This is a genomic window from Alcanivorax sp. 24 (genome assembly GCF_004360225.1).
GTDB lineage: Bacteria > Pseudomonadota > Gammaproteobacteria > Pseudomonadales > Alcanivoracaceae > Alloalcanivorax > Alloalcanivorax xiamenensis.
This window is the reverse complement of record NZ_SNUA01000001.1, coordinates 482992-504965: the sequence shown is the minus strand read 5'-3', so window position 1 is coordinate 504965 and position 21974 is coordinate 482992. Positions and strand designations below refer to the sequence as shown.

Here is a 21974-nt window from a genome sequence, read left to right as displayed (position 1 = left end):
TTCCCGTCCGCTGATTCAGTGAGCCCCCCCGACAGACCCAACCACCGTAGGGTAGGAGCGGTCCGCGGGCCGCGATATGCTCTTGAGCCATCAGACGCCTACCGCCGGATCCGTGGCCTCCAGCGGACCAGCATCCTCGGAGACACTCGCGAAAGGGACAGGAATAACATCATGGTCAGAATCGGTTTGTCATTGATGCTGCTGACGAGCATGGCATTGAGCTCTGGCTGCGGCGTCTACAACGCCTATAAATCCCACAACACCCCAGAGCTGCTCCCCATTCCTCCCGAACTGGCCGGGGTCGATCCGGAAAAAGAAAAGACACGGATGGACGATCTGGCGCGGCAGTTGGAAACCGCGCTTGCCGACGGCAAGTCCGTGATCATCTCCCCCATTTTCACCAAGGACGCCTACCATCAGGGCTTCCGTGGCGAGGACGGCCTGGACGTGCTTTGGGAAAACCCCAATCAGGCCGGCGGCAGCTACTCCCTTACCTGGCTGCAAGCCCCCCAGATTCGGGTCGACGGCCGGGATTATCTGATCTCCGTGGAAGAGCCGGGCCGCTACAGCCTCAAGGTGGTCAATTATCAGGCCCGGGACGCCAACCTCGACAACATGAAGTTGGCCGACAAACCGGTCGCTTCACGAGGCCTGGGAGTCACCTACCTGAGCAGCGGCGCCTACAAAGACCACGAATGGACCCAGGAATGGCAAGATGAGATTTCCTGGAATGATCGTCCCCGCCTCAAGACCTATTGCACCCCGACGATGGGCGGCCATTGCATCCCCCATAATGTAATGGAATCCCGCAAGCGGGTGATGCGGGAAGCCGGCTATCACACCACCGTGAAGGAGGTGGCCAGGCAGGCCGTCGACGTGGCCACGGTAATGGATCGCGACTTCGCCACCTTTGACTTGAGCGCGGGCGAGATAGTAATGATCGACGGCGTCTTCGCCAAACCGCCCAACAACTGGTTCGTGAACGATGCCTGTGTCGAAAGCTCGGTCGCCGGCGTACTCCAATGCGAACTGCGGGGCTTCACCATGCAACGACTCCGGCCTTCCATGGACGCCTTCCGCCAGGGTCTGTCCGAACCGGCATTGAGCCCCAACCGGCGCGCACGCCAATTGAACCTGACTTCCCGGAACTACAACGTTCCCAGCGAGACACTGGCCAAGTTATTGTCTTCCGCCACGTATCGGCAGGTGCGTTTTTCCGCTAAGCCGGGTGAGGTCGATGAGGCCTGGGGACAAACCTATTATTTGAATCTGGATTAACGCCCACGGTCCGCCCCGGTTTCCTTTCGCTTCTGCGCCCAGCCCAGGCCGACACCCACGCCGGCCCAGGCCAGAGCAATTCCCGCGCCAATCACCATCGGCAGCGCGGGGACGGAGGCAAGCAGATCCAGCCCGCTTTTCACCCAACCGCTGAGCGCGTCACCACCTCGATAAACCACGGTGTCGATGGCGTTCTTGGCTTTGTATTTCTGTTCGGCGGGGACCACCGTGTAAAGCATTTCGCGGCCAGGGCGGACCAGCGCGTACTCACCCGCGCGCCGGGCGATCATAACGACAACGAAGACCGCGAACGTGGGCGCCAGAGCAAGCCAGAGAAACCCCGCGGTGATCACCAAGGGCACCGCCGTGAGCAGAACCCCCACACCAAGACGCTGGGCGATACGGCCGGTCAAAAACACCTGCGTCAGAATCGCCAGCGCCTGCACCACGGTATCAATTAATCCAAACACCTGGGTTTGCCGGGTGCGATCGGGGAACGTCTCGGCCACCAGCCTGGCCTGCTCGAAATAGAGAAAGGTGCTGACGCTGGCCAACAACAACACAAAAATCGCGATGCTCATCAGATAGGGAGAGCCGAGCACCTCGCTGATACCGGCCAGGGGATTGCCCCCCAAAGCGCGTTCACGATGCCCGTCACCGGCCCGCTCTCCGCCCGACTCGCGATGGCGGTCCCGCCAGCGATGCAACCACGCCGCCGCGATCGCGCTGGCGGCAAGCAGCCCGGCCGCCAGGACCAGTAATCCGGCATGGCCGATGGGTGCCACTAATAGGGCGCCCAACGCCGGCCCGGCGAGGCCACCCAGACTGGCACCACCGGCAATCAAGGCGAACAGCCGCCTGGCCTCAACGCTGACGAACACATCCGCCAACACACTCCAGGCCAGGGAAATCGCCAGCAGATTGAACACCGATAACCAGACATAGAACACCCGCCCGGCCCAGACATCTCCGGGCAACCCGATCATGACGGCGGCGAAACCGAGCAGATTGATAACGAAGAAGCCGTAAACCCAGGGCAGAATATGGCGCCGGGACACCCTTGAGGCGATCCAGCCGAACGCCGGCAGCGCCACCAGGGTGGCCACGAAGGTAGCGGTGAACAGCCATTGCAGATTATCGACGCCACCGGCCACGCCCATGGTTTCACGCACCGGACGCAACATGAAATAACCGGTGAACAGGCAGAAAAACATCAGCAGCCCGGCCACCACAGCCGGCGCCTCGACGGCCCGGACATTGAACAACCGGACCGCCAGCCGTGACACCGGGTGAGTGGACGCCATGGTCAGGAGAATATGGCGCGCAGATCGCGACGCTGTTGTTCGGTCAACATCGGCCCGTAGCCGGCTTTCAGATTATCACTCTGCCGGTGGGGCTTTCCGGTGGCGGGAATGACCGCCGTGACCGCCGGGTGACTGATGGAGAACTTCAGGAACGCCTGGGCCCAGGAATCGATACCGGCTTCCGGTGCCCACTCCGGCAATGGCCGATCCGCCACCTGACGGAACAGGCGGCCATCATCAAAGGCCCGGTTGATCAACACCGCCACGCCCAGATCCCGGGCCAGCGGAAACAACCGTTCTTCCGCCTTGGCGGAAATCACCGAATAATTGATCTGTAGGAAATCCGGTTTACTGGCCTCCACCACCTCGGCCAGTTGATCCTGACCGCCATCCAGCCAGTGCGTCACGCCGCTGTAACGGACCTTGCCTTCTTTCTTGAGGTCGTTGATCAGCGCCATCTGGGTTTGCCAGTCCTGCATGTTGTGCACCTGCAGCAGTTCCACCTTGTCGGTTTTCAGGCGGCGCAGAGAGTTTTCAAACTGGGCCTTTCCTGCCTCCCTGCCAGTACTGGAAATTTTCGTGGCCAGAAACGTCTTTTGCCGCAGCCCCAGTTCACTCAACAAGTCACCGATCACCGTTTCCGCCGAACCATAGCTGGGCGCGGTATCGATCAGGCGGCCACCACCGGCGAAAAAACGCCGAAGTACTTCGCGCAGGGGATCCCGTTCCTGATCGGAGGTGCCCACCTCGAAACTGCCGGACGAGCCCATGCCGATAACCGGAATCGCTTCGCCACTGGACGGAATGGTCCGCGCCGCCATGGCGGCGTCCTTTTCACCGGCCGCCCAAAGCGGCGATAACATCAGTCCGGCGGCGGAAGCCGCGCCGGCTTGCAACAGCGTGCGTCGGGACAGCATGAGAACACCTCCTTATCCTGGTATCGGCCTGCTCGTATCGGCAAGCCGGGTCAGCAAATGTCGTCCACCACACCGCCATCCACGCGCAGCGCCGCACCGCTGGTGGCGGAAGCCTGGGTGGAGCAGACATAGACCACCATGTTCGCCACTTCCTCTACGGTGGCGGGACGCTGGATCACCGAGCTCGGACGCTCCGCCATGACAAATTCCTGGCCCAGCGTTTCAACGGATTTGCCAGTGCGTTCCACTTCGCCCTGCATCATGGCGCGGAAGCCGTCCGAAAGCGTGGGCCCGGGCAAAACTGAATTAACGGTAACGCCGCTGCCGGCCACATGTTTGGCAAGGCCGCGCGACAAAGCCAGCTGCGCGGTTTTGGAGACGCCATAATGGATCATGTCGGCGGGAATATTGCGGGCCGACTCCGAGGAGATGAACACCACCCGGCCCCAGCCTTTTTCCACCATGCCCGGCAGATAAGCCCGGGAAAGCCGCACGCCGGACATGACGTTGGTTTCCCAATAATCGTCCCAGGTGTCATCGTCGGTTTCGTAGAAATCCTTCGGGCCATAAATGCCCACATTATTGACCAGAATATCCACCGCCGGGATTTTCGCCAGCAACGCCTTACACCCGGAAAGGTCGGCGAGATCCGCCACGACTCCGCGCGAATTCACGCCCGGCACATCGGCGGCCAGTCCGTCCCTGGCAGCAGCCACCGAGTCATCACTACGGCCATTGAGAATCACCTCCGCGCCGGAAGCCGCCAACCCCACGGCAATGGCATAACCAATACCGCCCGTGGAAGCGGTGACCAGCGCGGTCTTCCCGGATAAATCAATATTCATACTCAACCTTCCGATTTCGGGTTCAAACCTGCAAACCGTCGTGAACAGATAATGTGCGCATTCAAAAGACGTTGCACAATCACCGTAATAGGATAAGGATTGTTTCCAAATCGTTGAGAATAATCATGCTCAAGGACATCAACGACCTGCGCATTTTCGAACGCATCGTGGCACGAGGCAGCCTCTCCGCCGCCGCACGCGAACTGGGCCTGTCCCTGGCGGTGGTGAGCAAGCGTCTGGGCGAACTGGAAAGGCAATTGGATACCCGCCTGCTACACCGGACCACCCGCCGTCTGTCACTCACCGAGGAAGGCGACATCCTTCATCAGCATTGCCTGCGCCTTTTATCCCAGGTGGACGAGGCCGAGGCGGCTCTGCTGCGTCACCACGACCGGGTCACTGGCACCCTGCACCTGACCGCCCCCACCGGTTTCGGACGCCGTCATCTGGTGCCGGCACTATCACGTTTCGCCCGCCAATACCCGGAGCTGCGTGTTCAACTGGCCCTGACCGACACGGTGGAGGACCTGGCCAAAGGCGGATTCGATCTCGCCATCCGCTACGGCGAACCCCTGGATTCCCGTATGGTGGCGCGCCGGCTGGCCCCCAACCGCCGGGTGCTGTGCGCCAGCCCGGATTACCTGCAACGCAAGGGCGCCCCGCGCAAACTGGCGGACCTGGCCGGCCACGATTGCATTCTGATTGGACAGCAACCGCAAGCAGACTGGCATTTCGGACGCGGGCAACGTGAAAGCACCGTGCGCATCACCGGCGCCTTTTGCTGCAACGACGGCGAGGCCGCCCATGCCCTGGCCCTGCAAGGCGCCGGCATCGTACTGAAGTCCATCTGGGATGTGGGCGAGGATCTACAATGCGGCCGTCTGGTCCAGCTACTGCCCCGCCACGCTCCCGCCGCCGCGCCCTTGAACGCTCTCTACCTGCATGGCCGTCATCTGGCTCCACGGGTTACCCTGTTTCTGGATTTCCTCAAACAGTATTTGCAGGCCCGTCTTCCCGAACGCCCGCGCTGAATTGGCGCTCACCCCGAACGAAAATCGGCATCGCCAATTGCCGGTTAAACTGTTGACCCCATGCAAGCCAGGTCACCATGATCGAAATTCGGATTTCGGACCAACGGGTAATCAAGGGCACAACGATGGAATCCTTACCGATCATTTCCATGGCGGGGTTGTTGAGCGAGCAACCGGCGGAGCGTCAGGCCACGGCCAGCGAATTGGGGCGCGCCTGCCGGGATATCGGCTTTTTCTACCTGGTGGATCATGGGATTCCGGACTCCGTGTTCGAGGCGTTGTTCGAGGACGCCTCGGCTTTCTTCTCATTGCCCTCCGACCGCAAGGAAGCGCTCTCCATCAAACGCTCCCCGCATAATCGCGGTTACGTGGCGATCCAGGACGAAAAACTCAACCCGGTTTCCGGCGCCGACAGCAAGGAGGCGTTCAACATCGGCCACGACCTGCCGGCGGACCACCCCGACGTGCTCAATAACAAGCCCTTCCGCGGAGTGAATTACTGGCCGGATCTACCCGGCTGGCGTGAGCGGACCCTGGACTATTACCACCGCTGCCTGAACGTGGCCCGCACCCTGCACCGGGGCTTCGCCCTGGATATGGGCGCCGCGGAGGATTTCTTCGAGTCCCGCCTGATCGAGCCCATCGCCACCCTGCGCATGCTGCGCTACCCGGCCGCCCAGGGCGATCCGTACCGGGAGGACGGCGCCGCCGGCACCCATACCGATTACGGCAATGTCACGCTATTGAAAACCGATGATGTTCCCGGCCTGGAAGTCCGCACCAAGAATGGCCAGTGGATCGACGCCCCCAGTTTTCCCGGCGCCTTTGTCTGCAACATCGGCGACTGCCTGATGCGCTGGAGCAACGACCTTTACCAGTCCACGCCTCATCGGGTACGCACTCCGGAAGCGGAACGCTACTCCGTGGCGTTTTTCATGGAAGCGGACCCGGACGCCATGGTCGACCCTCGCGATCTGTTCCCCGGCCAGGAGCCCCGCTACCCGCCGGTCAGCTGCAGCGACTATCTGGCGCAACGCCTCAACGCCACCTACGACTTCCGCGCCCAACCGCGCCTGGCTGATCGTTAACTAAGCCACAACAAATTGTTGATACACACAAAGGCGAGTGTCCGGGCGCCGAAAGCGTGATTTGCTGCGATGGGTCAGGGCCAGGTTTACCTCCAACCACGGCGTTCCGCTGGACGGCCGCAAGGCAGGGAACGTACTTGAGCAACAGGTTATGAGTTCCCTGATGGTTCAATCTCTTCACCGAACATGATTCGATGCCCCTCGGGCGTCGCCACGCCGAACTCACGTAGTCCCCAGGGCTTGTCGGATATTACCTGGAAAATTTCGGCACCACGTTGCTGGTAGTCTCGGTAAATCTCGTCTATGTCCTCACAGTTTACATAGGCAAAGTACGAGTGCTCATGCGTATCACTGGCTGGAAGCTCGTCCGGGCAGTGCCCCAACATCACGTGAAAACCACCAAGACTCAAGAACGACCAACCGTCCACACGGAAGCGGGCGGAAAACCCCAGTTTGTCGAGAAAGTAGCTTTCAGTCTTCTCAAGATCCTTGACCGCCAAAACATGCTGGGTGGCTTTTACTGCAAACACGGATGCCCCCGTTCAGAAGAGTGGATACTCAATAACCACTATTGGAATGCCGGACCGAGCATCCAATCAACCCACCGGCTTCGGAAGACAAAACAAAACCATAAAAGTCAACAAGTCACAAACCTCGATCTGAAATCTACCCCCGCTTCTCTTGCCACAACAAAACACATCGCAACCACCACGCCGTGCCAAACCCTGAACAGCAATGCACAATATTGGTGCAATAACATGAGGTCGCCCCCAAATAGCCCATGTAATTCCTAAAAACACCTATAAATCAGCACTTTATTCTTGTATACAAAAATGGCATCCTAGCCAAAATTTCCTTTAGGGGAACCTGGAGTCGCGCCCGGGAAATAGCCCGGCCGGCGAAGATCAAATCGTCTGGGGATGATCGTGGAGCTTCTGAGTGGTCACAGTGTCGGATGGCTGGCCGGGCTGGTAGTGGCGCTGCTGGCCACCGGCATCATCGCCGGCCTGCTGGCCGGTCTGTTGGGGGTGGGCGGCGGCATCGTGGTGGTGCCGGTGCTGTATCACCTGTTCACCCTGCTCGGTGTGGACGAGTCAGTGAAAATGCACGTGGCGGTGGGGACCTCCCTGGCTACTATTATTCCCGCCTCGATCATGTCGTCCCGGGCCCACGCCAGGAAGGGCAATCTGGACGTCTCCCTGCTGCGAACCTGGGGGCCCGCCTTGCTGGTGGGCGTACTGATCGGCATCGCCATCAGTGGCTATCTGCGCGGTACCACCCTGACCGCGATCTTCGCCGTGGTCGCTCTGCTGGTGGCCGCCAACATGGCGTTCCGCAGCAAGGGCCTGGCACTGACCGACGATCTGCCGCCGACCCCGTTCAAACAGATCATCGGCACTCTGGTGGGCGGTTTCTCCACGCTCATGGGAATCGGCGGCGGCACGCTGAGCGTCCCCTTGCTAACCGCTTTCGGCTACCCGATCCACCGCGCGGTGGGCACCGCCGCCGCCATCGGCATGGTGATCAGCCTGCCCGGTGCCATTGGCTTTCTGATCAATGGTCTGGGCGTGCCCAATCGCCCGCCGATGAGCCTCGGCTACATCAATCTGGCCGGTCTGGCGCTGATCGTGCCGATGACCATGATGATGGCACCCATCGGCGCGCGCATCGCCCACGCGGTGAACGCCGACCGGTTACGGCAGGTTTTTGCCTTTTTCCTTTTCCTGACTTCACTACGCATGCTGTACGGTTTGCTGTAACCGCCACGGCCCGGAGAACACGACATGTTGACGACCAAACGCGCTCTCGGTGGCGTCATGGTAGCCCCCCATCATCTGGCCGCCCAAGCCGGCCGGGATGTGCTTCGCGAAGGCGGTAACGCCGCCGAGGCCATGGTGGCGGCGGCGGCGGCCATCGCCGTGGTGTACCCGCACATGAACGCCATCGGCGGCGACGGTTTCTGGATCCTGGGTGCTCCCGGCGAGGCGCCGGTGGCGATCGAAGCCTGTGGCACCGCCGCTGCCGCCGCGGATGTCGACTACTACCGGCAACATGGCCACGACAGCATCCCCACCCGTGGCCCGCTGGCGGCGCTCACCGTGGCGGGCACCGTTGGCGGCTGGGGTCAGGCCATGAACGTGGCACGTCAATGGGGAGGCGAACTGCCACTCGCTCGCCTGCTGGAAGACGGCCAGCGGCATGCCCGGGACGGCGTGGCGGTGACCCGCGGCCAGGAACAACTGACCCGGCGGAAGCTGTCAGAGTTGGCTTCCGTGCCCGGCTTCGCCGACACCTTCCTGGACCAGGGCCAGGTGCCGGTGGAAGGTGCCATTCTGCGGCAGCCAGGACTGGCCGCCACCCTGGAACGTATCGGGCAGGCCGGCACCGAGGATTTCTACCGGGGCGAGCTGGCCACCGCCATGGCCGAGGACCTGGCCCGGGCCGGCAGCCCGCTCACCCGCGAGGATCTGGCCGGCTATCAGGCGCGGACGTTACCACCGCTGTCGGTGCGCCTGCGGGGCAGCACGCTGTATAACCAACCCCCTCCCACTCAAGGCATGGCCTCGTTGATGATTCTTGGCCTGTTCGACCGGCTCGGGGTAACGGACGGCGAGGGCTTCGATCACCTCCACGGGCTGGTGGAAGCCACTAAACAGGCGTTCCTGGTACGCGACCAGTATTGCACCGACCCGGCCTATATGAGCGAGGATCCGGCCCGTTTTCTCAGCGAATCGGATCTGGCCGAGCGGGTGCGCCGCATCGACCGCCAGAGCGCGCTGCCCTGGCCTTACCCGGCGCAACCCGGCGACACCATCTGGATGGGCTGCATCGACCGCGAAGGCCGCTGCGCCAGTTTCATCCAGAGCACTTACTGGGAATTTGGTGCCGGCATCGTGCTGCCCGCCACCGGGGTACTGTGGCAAAATCGGGGCGTCAGTTTCTCCCTGGATGACGCCGCCTTGCACACCCTGAAACCGGGGCGCAAACCGTTCCATACCCTGAACCCGGCCATGGCTCGCTTCGATGACGGCCGCACCATGGTGTACGGCACCATGGGCGGCGAGGGCCAACCCCAGACCCAGGCCGCGGTCTTCAGCCGCTACGCCCTGTTCAATCAGCCCTTGCAACAGGCCGTGACCGCACCGCGCTGGCTACTCGGCCGAACCTGGGGGGAACAAAGCACCAGCCTGAAACTGGAAGCGCGTTTTGACCCCGCCCTGGCGCAACAACTACGCGATGCCGGCCATCAGGTGGAAGTGCTGGACGAAGACTTCAGCGACACCATGGGCCACGCCGGCGCCGTGGTACGCCATCCCAATGGCCTACTGGAAGGCGCCGCCGACCCGCGCAGCGACGGTACCGTCGCGACGCTCTGAGCCCCGCACCCACACCCTCGGGGCCGCCACTGCCAGGCGCCCCAGGCCTTCCGCCACCAATATCCCATCCCAAACTCAATTGTCAGGGGGCCATCACAACAAGGGCCTCCAACAGCCAAGGTACCGGACAGTTTTGACCATACTGAAACAGGCGCTGGACGCACACCGCTTCGTCTGCGTAATGGAGGTTCTTCCCCGGCAGTCCGCAGCGCACGTGGCGGCGCTTGGGAAAATCCTGCAGCGCGGTCATTTCGCGGGTGGACTGCTAGTGCCGTCCTTCGCCGACCGTGTCGGCCCGCATTCGGATCCAGGCCCCTTGCAAGGAGCGGAAGCGCTGGGTTGCCCGACCTCGTCCTTGCTGCACTTTTCCGGCAAGGATCGCGAGCGCTCGGACTTGCTGAACCAACTGGGCTTGATGAAGGCGCGGGGTTTGAAACAACTGCTGCTGCTCACCGGCGACCGCCTGCCTGGCCACTGTCCCGGCCAAGCCCCGGTACGTTATCTGGAGTCGGTGCCTGCACTGCAAATTGTCCGGGAATCCTGTCCGGACTGGCTGCTGGACGCCGCGCTGAATCCGTTCAAATACCTGGAAGAAGAAGCCGAAGCACAGTATTTGAAGGCGCGGAAAAAGCAGCGTGCCGGCGCTGACTTTTTCACCCTTCAGCTCGGCTACGATGCCGCCAGGCACCTTGAAGCCCAGCAGTGGATGCACGCGCAGCCACACAGCACGCCGATGTTGGCCTGTGTGATGCGGCTAACCGCACAGCGCGCCGCGGCGTTGCAGTCGGTACCCGGCATCGTTATCACCGACTCCATGCGCCAGATGCTGGATAGCGAAACACGCCTGTCGCAGGACGACGCCGATACACGAAGCCTTAAACGTCTGGCGCTGCAAATACTGGGCCTGCAATGGATGGGATATGCCGGCATCCATCTGTCCGGCGTGCATACGTTGGAGGAACTCCTCTTGTTGGAACAACATCTGACCGCTCTACGTGAGCGCGTGAGCTCACTGGATGCGTGGCACTCAGAGTGGCGCGCAAGCTGGCAACTGCCCGGCGGGCCCGAGGTTTGCTTTACTCCCGATATCGACGTCCGTGCTTTGGGACGGCCCGGCGCCCGAGCCACCGATTCGGAGCACCGACGCTACCGCAGGCTTGCCACGGTCCACCGGTTGTTTTTCCAACGCGGCAGTTTACTCAGCCGGGCGTTCGGCTGGCTGGTGACGCGACGGATCTGGAAGACAACGATAGGCGGTGCGGCACTGCATGCGGCGGAACGGGCCATCAAACGACCGCTGGTGGGCTGCGACACCTGTGGCAGCTGTCGCTTGCAAGACACGGTGTACGTTTGCCCGGAAACCTGCCCGAAAGGTCTCGCCAACGGCCCCTGTGGCGGCACTTATTTGAACCGTTGTGAGTTTGGCGACCGGGAGTGCATACACAGCGTCAAATACCGCCTTGCCAAATCCGCCGATCGGTTACCGATGCTGGCGCAAACGCTGATCCCCTGCATCAGTGCGGACGACCGGCACCGCAGCTCCTGGCCACAGTGGTTTGAGGCGGACGCCTCAAAACCGGAAGACTGAAGCGGACACCGTTGGCCGCTTGGCGGCGCACACTGACGCCGCTGGCCGGACCTTGAACTCATAGACGCCGGCACGGAACAGCAGCGCCTGCTCACCCAGCAGACATGAGGCCCCGCCTCACGCCAGACCCGGCAGGGTTGCGTATTGCCCTTTGAAATACAACAGCGGCTGTTCCTCCCCCGCCTCTTGCAGCTTCAGTGCCTTCACCTCACCGATCACAATGACGTGATCACCAGCGACATGTTCAGCGTGAACCTCGCAATCAAACCAATGCAAACACCCGGCGATCACCGGATTGCCGAGCGGCGATTGGTGACGCTCGATCCCCTCCCATTTGTCGGCGCCGCGCCGAGCAAATTGGTTGGAAATGGCCACCTGCTCACCGGCCAGGATGTTGACGGCAAAGCGGCCCGCGCAACGGATTTTTGGATAACTCAACGAGCTGGACATCACGCTGAAAGACACCAGAGGCGGGTTCATCGACACACTGTAGAACGACTGGCAGGTGAAGCCCACCGGCTCGTCGTCCAGCTGTGACGAAATCACCGTGATGCCGGATGCGTAGTAACCCAGCGCTTCGCGAAAGCGAGCGGGATCAATGGCCGAACTGAAACATGACATGGTCAATCCTGATTCCTGGGTGGTCACTCGGAGCTGCGGACGATCGGCCTCATCCGCCCTCGCCAATGAGGTGCGGCCGGAATCATCGTCCCCTCACCCTGCCGATACCATGGCTGCACTCAACCGGCCAATTCCCGCCGGATGATCTCGGCGCCGGCACTCAGTGCCCGCAGCTTGGCACGTGCCACGCCACGTGGCAGCGGTGCCATGCCACAGTTGGTGCATGGACACAGCTTGTCCGCATCGACAAACTGCAACGCCTTGCGCAGTGTGTCGGCGACTTGCTCCGGTGTTTCAACGGCATGGGTGGCCACGTCAATGGCTCCGACCATCACTTTTTTGCCACGAATGAGCTCGACCAGCTCCATCGGAACGCGGGAGTTCTGGCACTCCAGCGAAATGATATCAAGGTTGGATTGCTGCAGCTTGGGGAAGATCTCCTCATACTGCCGCCACTCGGACCCCAAGGTTTTTTTCCAGTCGGTGTTGGCTTTTATGCCGTAGCCGTAGCAGATATGCACCGCGGTTTCGCACTTGAGTCCTTCAATAGCCCGCTCCAGCGTGGCGATGCCCCAGTCGTTCACCTCATCGAAGAACACGTTGAAGGCTGGTTCGTCGAACTGGATGATGTCAACCCCCGCCGCTTCCAGCTCTTTGGCTTCCTGGTTGAGAATCTTGGCGAATTCCCAAGCCAGCTTTTCGCGGCTTTTGTAGTGGGCGTCGTAGAGGGTATCGATCATCGTCATAGGACCTGGCAAAGCCCATTTGATCGGTTTGCAGGTCTGTTGGCGCAGGAACCTGGCGTCCTCGACAAACACCGGCTTCTGGCGGCTCACCGCGCCTTTGACCGTGGGCACGCTGGCGTCGTAGCGGTCGCGGATCCTGACCGTCTCGCGCTGCTCGAAATCCACGCCGTCCAGATGTTCTATGAAGGTGGTGACGAAATGCTGGCGGCTCTGCTCGCCGTCACTGACGATATCAATGCCTGCCTGTTGTTGTTCCTGCAACGACAAGCTCAAGGCGTCCTGCTTTCCAGACGCCAGTTCTTCGCCTTCCAGTTTCCACGGCGACCAAAGGGTCTCCGGCTGTGCCAGCCAGGAGGGCTTGGGCAGACTGCCCGCTGTCGAAGTGGGCAATAATTTATTCATGACCGATGATCCCATGCTTGTCGTTTATCAATGGGCATAATTGGCCGACCACTGCTCAAGAATGCCGCGGTACGGTTTGATGAAACATTCCTCTACATACTTGCCCTGCTCAATGGCCAACCGGCTACGTTCTTCACGGTCGTAAACAATCCGAGTCAAGGAGTAATCCTGGTGCTTCAGGCTAGGCTGGTAGCAGTGTCCAGCGGCCGAGTTGGCATTATAGATCTCCGGACGGTAGATTTTCTGGAAAGACTCCATGGTGCTGATGGTGGAGATCAGTTCCAAGTTGGTGTAGTCGGACAACAAATCACCAGTGTGGTAAAACGCCAGCGGTGCGACACTGTCGGGCGGCATAAAATAACGCACCTTCATGCCCATTTTTTTAAAGTACTCATCGGTCTGCGAAAGTTCGTTTTGTTGGTACTCGACGCCCAGCACCGGGTGCTGATTGTCGGTGCGGTGGTACACCTTGCTACTTGACACACTGAGGCAAATCACCGGCGCCTTGCTGAAGTTCTCCCGGTAGGTATCCGAGTTGACGAAACTCCGGAATATCTGCCCGTGCAGGACGCCGAAACCGTCCGGCGCACTGAAGCGATCGCGATTCTTGTTGTATTCCAGCAGCAGCACACTGAAATCATAATCACGCACGTAGGACGAGAAGTTGTTGCCGACGATGCCCTCAATGCGCGCGTTGTGCTTGCCATCGACGATGGTGGTTTTCAGTATCTCGATCAGCGGCAGCGCGGCAGCGCGGCCGTCGGCACCGATCTCCATTTGTACGGAAATGATGTCCAGCTCGACTTTGTAGCGATTGCCTTCCGGATTATCCCAGTGGGCCAGGTCGTTGAAGCGGCTGTCGATCATCTTCAGCGTATTACGCAGGTTTTCCTGGCGACTCTCACCCCGGGCCAAATTGGCAAAGTTGGTGGTCAGGCGCGTCGCGCTCGACGGCTGGTAGTGCTCATCGAAACGAATGCTGTCAAGGGAGAATACAAACTCTTTATTCATGGCTGTCGGGCATCCTGATAATCCAAGATGAGATCGGCTCATATTGCCGATTCGTTCCGGAACACCCCGGACTGGATCGACCCGGCGGCCTGCTCAGACTCCAAATGCCTGCACTGGGCGGTCTGCCGGGGAATCAGCCTTGGTGTGTTCCCGGGTAATGAACAACGGGGGGTTTTATACCGGAACCGCACCATGAAAAATAATGATAATATTTCAGAAATTCATGAGTAAACCTCATATCTTTTATTCCACGGTAGTCAGGCTTGGCGCCGACTTCGGTTTGCCGGGACGCTGGCGGGCCCGCAATCCACGCCCCCCTGCTTAGCGGCGGGGGCTGGAAACCTGACTTTGGAGGTCGCTATAAGGCTAGCGGCCTTTGCCAGCAAGCATCACGAGGCCGCTGTGGAAAGCTCACTCGTGAATGTCCGCCTGCCCCATTTCTGTATACACCATCACCTCCCTGCCCCGTAACGGGGCCCGCCCTATCCGGCGCGCCTCTCAACCCCGCATTTTCCGGGCACCGAAGATTGGCACGAACACTGCTCCGTCCGCCTTGGACGTATCAAGGATCTCAAGGAGCACACCAATGCAACGCCTTCCTGGCCGCTGCCCCCGGAGGATCCGGCGGTGATACTGGAAAACGGCTTTCTCGATTTCGACCCAGTGCGCCTCGACGCCACCGGACAGGGCCCGCTGCAAGGCCTGACCTTCGCCGTCAAAGACGTGTTCGACGTGGCCGGAACCATTACCGGCGTCGGCCAGCCGAGTTGGCGCGCCAGCCAGCCGCCAGCGCGGCACACCTCCCCGATGATCGAAGCCCTGCTGGCGGCGGGCGCGGATTTGATCGGCAAGACCCACACCGACGAGTTGACTTACAGCCTGGCGGGCCAGAACGCACACTATGGCACGCCGCCCAATCCGGCGGTGCCGGGCGCGGTACCCGGCGGCTCTTCCAGCGGTTCCGCCTCGGTGGTGGCCGCCGCGCTGGTGGACTTCGCGCTGGGCAGCGACACCGGCGGTTCAGTGCGGGTGCCGGCCAGCTACTGCGGCATCCATGGGCTGCGCCCCACCCATGGCGTGGTGGATTACCGTCATTGCGCCCACCTGGCGGAAAGTTTCGATACCCTCGGCTGGTTCGCCCGGGACGCCGAACTCATGTCCCGGCTTGGCCGGATTCTGCTGCCCACCAGTAACCGGCCCGCGCCGCGTCGTTTACTGCTGGTGGAGGAGGCGTTGGCGCAATCCGATGCCGACGTGGTGTCGCAGCTGGAAGCGCGGGTCGGCGACGGCCTGCCCGGCGTGACCTTTGGCGGCAGCATCAGTGTTGGCGACCTGGACACCTACTTCAACGCGTTCCGGCCCCTGCAGGCTTATGAGGCCTGGGCCCGCTTCGGCTCCTGGATCCAAGTCGAGCAACCGGTCTTCGGTCCCGGTGTGAAGGAACGCTTCGAAGCGGCATCGCGCATCACCGCCGCCGAAGCCGAGGATGCCCGTGAACAATGTCAGGCCTTGCGCACCCGGATCCGCGCTCTGCTCGGCGAAGACACCCTGCTTTGCCTGCCCACCACGCCGACCTCGGCCCTGCCCTTGCAAGCCGACGAAGCCAGGGTGGAAAACATCCGCGGCCGCACCCTGCGAATGACGGCGCTGGCTGGCACCACCGGGCTGCCGCAACTGAGTTTGCCGCTGTTGCATGACCAGCATGGTCCGGTGGGGCTGTCACTGATCGGGCCCGCGGGCAGCGATCAACAGCTGCTGGATCTGGCGGCCCGCCTGCCCGAATTCATCAGCACCTGACGCGCCGGCCCCGAAGAGTAATAATGAGGAGTAGTAATAATGACCCTGGAACTGGACCGACCGAACGTGGTGGCGGAAGTCAAAGCCGCATTCCTGCGCTATGAGAAAGCACTGGTCGAAAATGATGTGACGGTCCTGGACGAATTGTTCTGGAACGACGAACGGGTGGTGCGCTACGGTGCCGGCGAGAATCTCTACGGCTATCGGCGAATTGCCGCCTTCCGCGCGCAACGACCGTCCAAGGGACTGCAACGTGAATTACATAACACCGTGATCACCGCCCATGGCGACGATCTGGCCACCGCCTGGACCGAGTTCCGCCGCCCGGGGAACCCGCGCACCGGTCGCCAGAGTCAGGTCTGGGCCCGCCGCCCGGAGGGATGGCGGGTCGTGGCCGCCCATGTGTCGTTCATGGAGGAGTAAGTGTCATGACACAACAGACCACCGTGCTCAGTGCCGCCGACGAGGACGACCGCCCGCTGGCGGAACAGATCCGGCGTGCCCTGTCCGATGAGATTCTCGGCGGCTTGCTCCCGCCGGGCACACGTCTGGACGAGATTGCCCTGGCCCGGCGCTTCGACGTATCGCGCACTCCGGTACGCGAGGCGTTGCGGGAGATGGCCTCCGCCGGCCTGGTGGAGCACCAGCACCGGCGCGGCGTCTTCGTCATTGAAGTGCCGGAACAGCGGCTCAGCGAAATGTTTGAATACGCGGCGGAAATGGAAGCGGCCTGCGCGCGCATGGCGGCGCTCAATATGACCCGCGCGGAACGGGAAGATCTGCTTGCCAGCCATCTGGACAGCCACGCTCATGTGGCCGACGGTAACGTCGACGCCTACGACGCGGCCAACCTGCTCTTCCATGAAAAGCTGTTTCGCGGTTGCCACAACAGCTATCTGTATGAAACCGCCATGGCCGCCCGCTCACGGGTGCTGGCCTACCGCCGCGCGCAATTCAGAGTGGGGGAGCGCCTGTCCGCTTCCTTCACCGAACACAGCGACATTGTCATGGCCATCGTTCGTGGCGAAAGCGAGCGGGCCGCCCAGTTGATTCGCGACCATGTTCTGCATGCCCACCGCACCTCACGGGACTATCTGGATACCCGTGGCGGTCCGGACTCCATCCCGTCCTCCTCTCCGGACAATCAATCCTCCGGATAAAGCCCTCGCACAAAGCGCAGGTCACTCATGATACCGCACCGGCCGCCCTCGGCATCGCTGGAAAGCAGGATCCTCTCGCTTTGCATCTTATCGATGCTGTAAGCGATCAGCGCGTCTTCCATCCGCGGGGTATCCGCTTTGATCAGGCTGTTCGCCGGCCCGAAGACATTGAACTGGAGATCATGTCTGGATGCGATTTTTTGTCAGCGCTGACTCCAACGTCAAAGTCTGGATGACTTGAAAGGAAAGAATCCCGCCACCGCCACCTTCTCCGCCTCCAATGTCACCTGGCCGTTGGTCCTGGAAGGCACCGGCATGTCGCCGGACGATGTGCGTGTGACCAAGGCGGATCCCGCGGCCATGGGCAGCTGATGAGTACCAACCGGGTGGACGGCATCATCAACTGGGTCACCAGGATGCCGGCCTTCAACGCCTTAGTTAAGCAAGCCAGCAAAGAGACCCGGAGTTTACCCTGGCCCGATTATGGCTTTGATGGCTATGACCTCTCGATGTTTGCATTCGACCGTCTGATCAAGAAAAAGCCGGAGTTGGTCAAAAAGGTACTGTCCATTCAGCGCCAGGCGCGAAAAAAAGCTATTGGTGATCCCCAACAAGTGGGAGTAGCGCTGAAAGCGAAGGGGGCGGAAGTGGACGCGGGCCCGGGCTTTCCCGCCCGTATTTTTTCGCAGCTCAGAATGATGCCGGTCTGGCAACAAATCTCTGCTTTTGGCGCCCATTATCGTGGTGGTTCTGGGGGCCGGTGACGCTCCCCGTATCGTCATTACCTTCCTGATCACCTTCTTTCCCATCGTCGTCTCAACCGTCACTGGATTAATGTCGGCGCCCCCGGAATTGATCGAGCTGTCCCGTTCCCTCGGCGCCAGCCGCTGGCGTGAGATCCGCAACATTCGATTACCCTTCGCGGTGCCCCATATTTTTTCCGCGCTGCGCATTTCCATCACACTGGCCATCATTGGTGCCGTGGTAGCGGAATTCGTCGCCGCCGAAAACGGACTGGGATTCTTCATCGCCTTCTCCACCTCGTTTTTCAATGTGTCTCAGGCGTTCGCAGCCGGCCGGAGCACCGTGCAAGTGATCGGACCACTACTGGAAGAAGAAGCCGCTGCTCTTCACTTGCGCTTTTGGAATCATAAGAAAGACTGATCAGTATGTGTTCCACACGTCATTATATCGTCACCTGACTGGTCCAAAGTGCCCTTCTTTTTCACGGCATCGATCCTGATGCCTTGATCCGGAGAGCACGTTCAATGTCTTTTCTTTTTCCCCGCAACACTCGCGCTTCCTTGTTGTCGGCCATCACCCTCGCCACTTTCCTGAGCGCCTGCGGTGGATCCGGAAGCAGCTCCTCGCCGGCTCCCGAGCCCACCCCCGAGCCGACTCCGGAACCGCAACCCACCGGTTCCTGGAGCGCCGGGGATCTGCATGTGCATACCTACCAATCCGACGACGCCCAGGTTTCCCTGGAGAGCGTTCTGGAGGATGCTTTTACTCGCTACGGTCTGGACTGGCTCACCATTTCCAATCATCTGCGCACGTCCTACCGGGATCATGACGGCGCCGAGCTGGGAGAATCCATACCCTTTTATCAGGCGCTTATCGACCACGAGATGCCTTATCTGAAGCAAGCCCTGGAGCAAGACCGCTATCCCGGCGCCTTGATCTATTCCTCGTTCGAGTGGGATATGCCGACTCACGACCACGTCAATGTGGGTATCGGCATGGACGACCCGATGTCCGAGGCCAATCTACGGGCGATGGCGGAGTTCGAGTATCTGTTCACCACCCGTGATGCCGGCCTTTTTGATCCCGCCCTGGTGGAACGTCTCGGCGATCAGCCGCGCGCCAACACCACCCACGAGGACGCCCTGACCGCATTGCGTTGGCTGCGCGACAATCATCCCGACAGCTATATGCTGCTGAACCACCCTTCCCGCTACACGGGCAAATACACCATCGCCCAGATTCGCGAAATGCATGACCTGGCCCCGGATCAGTTTTTCGCCATCGAAGGCATGGTCGGCAATCAGATGGAGCCCGATCGCGGTGGCTACGCCGAGGCCTATGTCGAGGAGAACCTGAGCTCGCGCACCTACGGCGGTACCGACTATCTGGTGGCACAACTGGGAGGCACCTGGGACGCGCTCCTGGGAGAGGGCCGGCGGATCTGGAACCTGGCCAACTCCGACTACCATTTCACCACCGCCCAGGGCCGTTACAGCAGCGGCTACGCCCCCGGTGAATATGCCAAGACCTATGTCTGGAAGGATGGGGAGGACGCCTCCGCCCTGCTGGAAGGACTGCGCGGCGGCCGTCTGTTTGGTGTTTTCGGCGATCTGATCGACGCTCTGGAGTTCCGGGCCGCCAACGGTGATCGCGGCACGGTCATGGGGGGCACCCTGAACGCGGCCCCCGGCGACCAGGTAACGGTGACCATTCGCTTCCGCAGCCCGGAGACCAATCACTACGAATATCCACTGGAGAGCGGCCAGTCCGCTTATATGAAGCCGACCGTGGATCACGTGGACCTGATTGTCGGCGATGTCCAGGCGCCGGCGCGGCCGGACTCCGTGGCTTATCAGTCCGCCAGCAACCCCAGCACCCGGGTGCTGGCACGTTTCACCGCCAATGATTGGACCGTGGACGAGGACGGCTACAGCGTCATCACCCACACCTTCACCGCGTCCGGCGATCAGTACCTGCGCTTACGCGGCACCAATCTGGCGGTCAACGTACCGGGACAAATGAAAGACGGCGAACCACTGCCGGACGCCAAGGTGGAGGTCGCCAATGACGCCGCTCGCTTTGACGCCATCAACGCCCGCAATTACAACGATCTGTGGTTCTACTCCAATCCGATCTTCATTACGGCGGAGTGACCCTCCCATGGGAAGCGGCCGCGGGCCGCTTCCCGCTTTGTTTGGCACCACCCTTCCATTAATAACCAGCCATCAAAAAATAGCCTAGCGAACCAATTTCAATACCGCCCACTCCTCATTTATAATTGCCTGACATTAGCCCGAATGCCTGCACCCCAGCGGTCCGGTTTTGCCGTGCCCCGCGCCACAGTCCGTTCATGGAGTTTCAATGAAGTCCTGGATCCGCCGCTTGCTGCCGTTCACGCAGTGGCCCCGTCCCAGCGCCCGGTCATTGCGCAAGGACGCCTTCGCCGGCATCACCGTGGGACTGGTACTGATTCCTCAAGCCATCGCCTACGCCACTTTGGCCGGCATGCCTCCGGTCACCGGGCTCTATGCCGCCCTGCTTCCCAGTATCGTGGGAATCCTGTGGGGTTCCTCGGCACTGCTCGCGGTGGGCCCGGTGGCCCTCACCAGTCTGCTGACCTACGCCGCTCTGCACCCCCTGGCGGAACCGGAAAGCGGACAATGGGTAATGCTGGCCATCTGGCTGGCGCTGTACGCTGGCCTGATCCAGTTCCTGCTCGGTGCCTTCCGGCTTGGAGTGATCGCCAACTTCATATCCAACGCCGTGATAACGGGGTTCATTAACGCGGCAGCGTTGATCATTCTGCTGTCTCAACTACCTGCTCTGCTGGGCCTGCAAAGCCAGGATTTCAGCACTGCGGTGGCCAGCCTCCAACACCACCTGGCCAATGCCGACGCCACCTGGCTATGGAGCCTGGCTTTCGGCCTGGGCTCGATTATTTTGCTGTGGCTGCAAAAACGCTTCGCGCCACGGCTGCCCGGCGTTCTGGTGGTGTGTGTCGTGGGCATCGCGGTCAGCGCCCTGTTCGGCTATCAAGCGCTGGGAGGCAATGTGGTGGGGTTGATTCCCGCCGGCTTGCCCGCCCCCCAGTGGCCGCCCTCCCTCACCCTTGAACAGCACCGCGCCCTGTTGCCGGCGGCGGTGATCATCGCCCTGATCAGCTTCACCGAGGCCATGGCCAGTGCCCGCACCCTGCCCAACCCGGATGGCCGCCTGTGGAATCAGAATCAGGAACTGGTGGGACAGGGGCTGGCGAAGATCACCAGTGGCTTGAGCGGGGCCTTCCCGGTAAGCGGCTCCTTCTCCCGCAGCGCCCTGAATCTTTATGTGGGAGCCACCAGCGGCTGGTCAGCACTGTTCGCGGCCCTGTGCACCCTGGTCTGCCTGCTTTTTTTCACCAGCTACCTGCAGCATCTGCCACGCGCCGTGCTGGCGGCAATCATCATCGTACCGGTCCTCAACCTGATCCAGCCGAAGGCGTTTCTGCATCTGTTCCGTACCTCCAGGGATGACGGCGTGGTGGCGGTGGCGACCTTTATCGCCACGCTGATCGCGGTTCCGTACCTCCATTGGGGTGTCCTCACAGGCTTCTTGCTGGCGATGCTGTTCTTCCTTTATCGGCGCGCCCACCCGCGCCTGATCGAACTGGGGCTGGACCCCGCCGGTACCCTTCGAGACCGCTCCCTCAACGGCCTGCCCCCGATTGCGCCCGGGGTATTGTCGCTGCGCCTGGACGCGTCCCTGACCTACATCACCGCACCGCTCATGGACCGCTTCATCCGCGAACGTCTGCAAAAAGAAACCGATCTCCGGGTTATTCTGATTTGCGCGTCCGCGGTCAACGACATGGACGCCACCGGCGCGGACACCCTGTCCCAATTGCATCAGGACCTGCAACGGCGGGGTATCCGGCTGGCCCTGTCCGGGGTGAAAAAGCAGGTCCGCGATCGTCTGGCCCACATCGGCTTGCTGCAACGGCTCGGTGACGACAATCTGTTCGTTAACAATCGCGAGGCGATCGACGCGCTGGCGGCGCCCCCCCGGGAACACGACTGACCGGGCGCT

Annotated in this window: 22 protein-coding genes; 14 read left to right on the top strand and 8 right to left on the bottom strand. The window is 61.3% G+C overall.

Going from position 1 to position 21974, the window contains the following annotated elements; all coding sequences use genetic code 11:
• Positions 1-171: 171 nt before the first annotated feature.
• On the top strand, positions 172-1278 hold the full coding sequence (locus E0L37_RS02255) for a hypothetical protein (RefSeq protein WP_133490173.1): 1107 nt from the start codon (positions 172-174) through the stop codon (positions 1276-1278).
• Here E0L37_RS02255 and E0L37_RS02250 read toward each other — a convergent pair.
• From E0L37_RS02250 to E0L37_RS02240, 3 genes are read right to left on the bottom strand one after another with little or no spacing between them, the layout of a single operon-like run.
• Complete coding sequence (locus E0L37_RS02250; protein ID WP_133490172.1) at positions 1275-2582, bottom strand: NTP/NDP exchange transporter; 1308 nt, start codon at positions 2580-2582, stop codon at positions 1275-1277. The two genes, E0L37_RS02255 and E0L37_RS02250, sit on opposite strands and share 4 nt — an antisense overlap.
• Before the next feature lie 2 nt (positions 2583-2584).
• A complete protein-coding gene (locus E0L37_RS02245; RefSeq protein ID WP_133490171.1) occupies positions 2585-3499 on the bottom strand; it encodes an aldo/keto reductase in 915 nt (304 codons plus the stop codon).
• A 50-nt stretch (positions 3500-3549) separates the two neighbouring features.
• Positions 3550-4344, bottom strand: a complete 795-nt coding sequence (locus E0L37_RS02240) for an SDR family NAD(P)-dependent oxidoreductase (protein ID WP_133490170.1) — start codon at positions 4342-4344, stop codon at positions 3550-3552.
• Between the two features lie 125 nt (positions 4345-4469).
• Here E0L37_RS02240 and E0L37_RS02235 point away from each other — a divergent pair, with 125 nt between their 5' ends.
• Both E0L37_RS02235 and E0L37_RS02230 read left to right on the top strand, forming a co-directional pair.
• Positions 4470-5375: a LysR family transcriptional regulator gene (locus tag E0L37_RS02235; RefSeq protein WP_133490169.1), complete on the top strand. Its 906-nt coding sequence runs from the start codon at positions 4470-4472 to the stop codon at positions 5373-5375.
• 125 nt (positions 5376-5500) lie between these two features.
• A complete protein-coding gene (locus E0L37_RS02230; protein ID WP_133490168.1) occupies positions 5501-6463 on the top strand; it encodes an isopenicillin N synthase family oxygenase in 963 nt (320 codons plus the stop codon).
• A 149-nt stretch (positions 6464-6612) separates the two neighbouring features.
• On the opposite strand, the gene E0L37_RS02225 is transcribed toward E0L37_RS02230, so the two are convergent.
• Positions 6613-6993: a VOC family protein gene (locus tag E0L37_RS02225; protein ID WP_133490167.1), complete on the bottom strand. Its 381-nt coding sequence runs from the start codon at positions 6991-6993 to the stop codon at positions 6613-6615.
• Positions 6994-7383: 390 nt separating this feature from the next.
• Here E0L37_RS02225 and E0L37_RS02220 point away from each other — a divergent pair, with 390 nt between their 5' ends.
• The 3 genes from E0L37_RS02220 (at position 7384) to E0L37_RS02210 (ending at position 11428) form a co-directional block, all read left to right on the top strand.
• Positions 7384-8223 carry a sulfite exporter TauE/SafE family protein gene (locus E0L37_RS02220; RefSeq protein WP_370450507.1) on the top strand — a complete coding sequence of 280 codons (840 nt, stop codon included), beginning with the start codon at positions 7384-7386 and terminating at the stop codon, positions 8221-8223.
• Positions 8224-8247: 24 nt separating this feature from the next.
• Positions 8248-9840, top strand: coding sequence for a gamma-glutamyltransferase family protein (locus E0L37_RS02215; protein WP_133490165.1), 1593 nt, complete (start codon positions 8248-8250; stop codon positions 9838-9840).
• 355 nt (positions 9841-10195) lie between these two features.
• Entirely contained in the window at positions 10196-11428 is a 1233-nt protein-coding gene (locus E0L37_RS02210; protein ID WP_205655567.1) for a methylenetetrahydrofolate reductase C-terminal domain-containing protein, read from the top strand.
• Between the two features lie 117 nt (positions 11429-11545).
• On the opposite strand, the gene E0L37_RS02205 is transcribed toward E0L37_RS02210, so the two are convergent.
• From E0L37_RS02205 to E0L37_RS02195, 3 genes are all read right to left on the bottom strand, one after another.
• On the bottom strand, positions 11546-12076 hold the full coding sequence (locus E0L37_RS02205) for a flavin reductase family protein (RefSeq protein WP_205655566.1): 531 nt from the start codon (positions 12074-12076) through the stop codon (positions 11546-11548).
• A gap of 92 nt (positions 12077-12168) precedes the next feature.
• Positions 12169-13197 (bottom strand): methionine synthase, encoded by a 1029-nt coding sequence (locus tag E0L37_RS02200; RefSeq protein ID WP_133490164.1) that lies wholly within the window; start codon positions 13195-13197, stop codon positions 12169-12171.
• Between the two features lie 27 nt (positions 13198-13224).
• The gene (locus E0L37_RS02195; protein ID WP_133490163.1) at positions 13225-14208 is read right to left on the bottom strand and encodes a DUF1852 domain-containing protein; all 984 of its coding nucleotides are present in this window, start codon (positions 14206-14208) and stop codon (positions 13225-13227) included.
• Between the two features lie 627 nt (positions 14209-14835).
• Between E0L37_RS02195 and E0L37_RS02190 the strand changes: the two genes are divergently transcribed.
• Genes E0L37_RS02190 through E0L37_RS02180 form a run of 3 tightly spaced genes read left to right on the top strand, consistent with a single transcriptional unit; the run spans position 14836 to position 17165 of the window.
• Positions 14836-16005 carry an amidase gene (locus E0L37_RS02190; protein WP_166642979.1) on the top strand — a complete coding sequence of 390 codons (1170 nt, stop codon included), beginning with the start codon at positions 14836-14838 and terminating at the stop codon, positions 16003-16005.
• A 39-nt stretch (positions 16006-16044) separates the two neighbouring features.
• Complete coding sequence (hpxZ, locus tag E0L37_RS02185; RefSeq protein WP_205655565.1) at positions 16045-16428, top strand: oxalurate catabolism protein HpxZ; 384 nt, start codon at positions 16045-16047, stop codon at positions 16426-16428.
• Positions 16429-16433: 5 nt separating this feature from the next.
• Positions 16434-17165: a GntR family transcriptional regulator gene (locus tag E0L37_RS02180; RefSeq protein ID WP_133490160.1), complete on the top strand. Its 732-nt coding sequence runs from the start codon at positions 16434-16436 to the stop codon at positions 17163-17165.
• On the opposite strand, the gene E0L37_RS02175 is transcribed toward E0L37_RS02180, so the two are convergent.
• A complete protein-coding gene (locus tag E0L37_RS02175) occupies positions 17150-17287 on the bottom strand; it encodes a hypothetical protein (RefSeq protein WP_205655564.1) in 138 nt (45 codons plus the stop codon). The genes E0L37_RS02180 and E0L37_RS02175 overlap by 16 nt on opposite strands.
• 115 nt (positions 17288-17402) lie before the next feature.
• Here E0L37_RS02175 and E0L37_RS21845 point away from each other — a divergent pair, with 115 nt between their 5' ends.
• The 5 genes from E0L37_RS21845 to E0L37_RS02155 all read left to right on the top strand — a co-directional run bounded on the left by E0L37_RS21845 (position 17403) and on the right by E0L37_RS02155 (position 21965).
• Positions 17403-17537, top strand: a complete 135-nt coding sequence (locus tag E0L37_RS21845; RefSeq protein WP_255433111.1) for a hypothetical protein — start codon at positions 17403-17405, stop codon at positions 17535-17537.
• Positions 17537-17929, top strand: a complete 393-nt coding sequence (locus E0L37_RS02170) for an ABC transporter substrate-binding protein (protein ID WP_133490159.1) — start codon at positions 17537-17539, stop codon at positions 17927-17929. The genes E0L37_RS21845 and E0L37_RS02170 overlap by 1 nt, the downstream gene beginning before the upstream one ends.
• Complete coding sequence (locus E0L37_RS02165) at positions 17907-18329, top strand: ABC transporter permease (protein WP_240687410.1); 423 nt, start codon at positions 17907-17909, stop codon at positions 18327-18329. Before E0L37_RS02170 ends, E0L37_RS02165 begins: the two co-directional genes overlap by 23 nt.
• A 104-nt stretch (positions 18330-18433) precedes the next feature.
• Complete coding sequence (locus E0L37_RS02160; RefSeq protein ID WP_133490158.1) at positions 18434-20062, top strand: S-layer protein; 1629 nt, start codon at positions 18434-18436, stop codon at positions 20060-20062.
• Positions 20063-20270: 208 nt separating this feature from the next.
• Positions 20271-21965, top strand: coding sequence for a SulP family inorganic anion transporter (locus E0L37_RS02155; RefSeq protein WP_133490157.1), 1695 nt, complete (start codon positions 20271-20273; stop codon positions 21963-21965).
• The last annotated feature ends 9 nt before the right edge of the window (positions 21966-21974 follow it).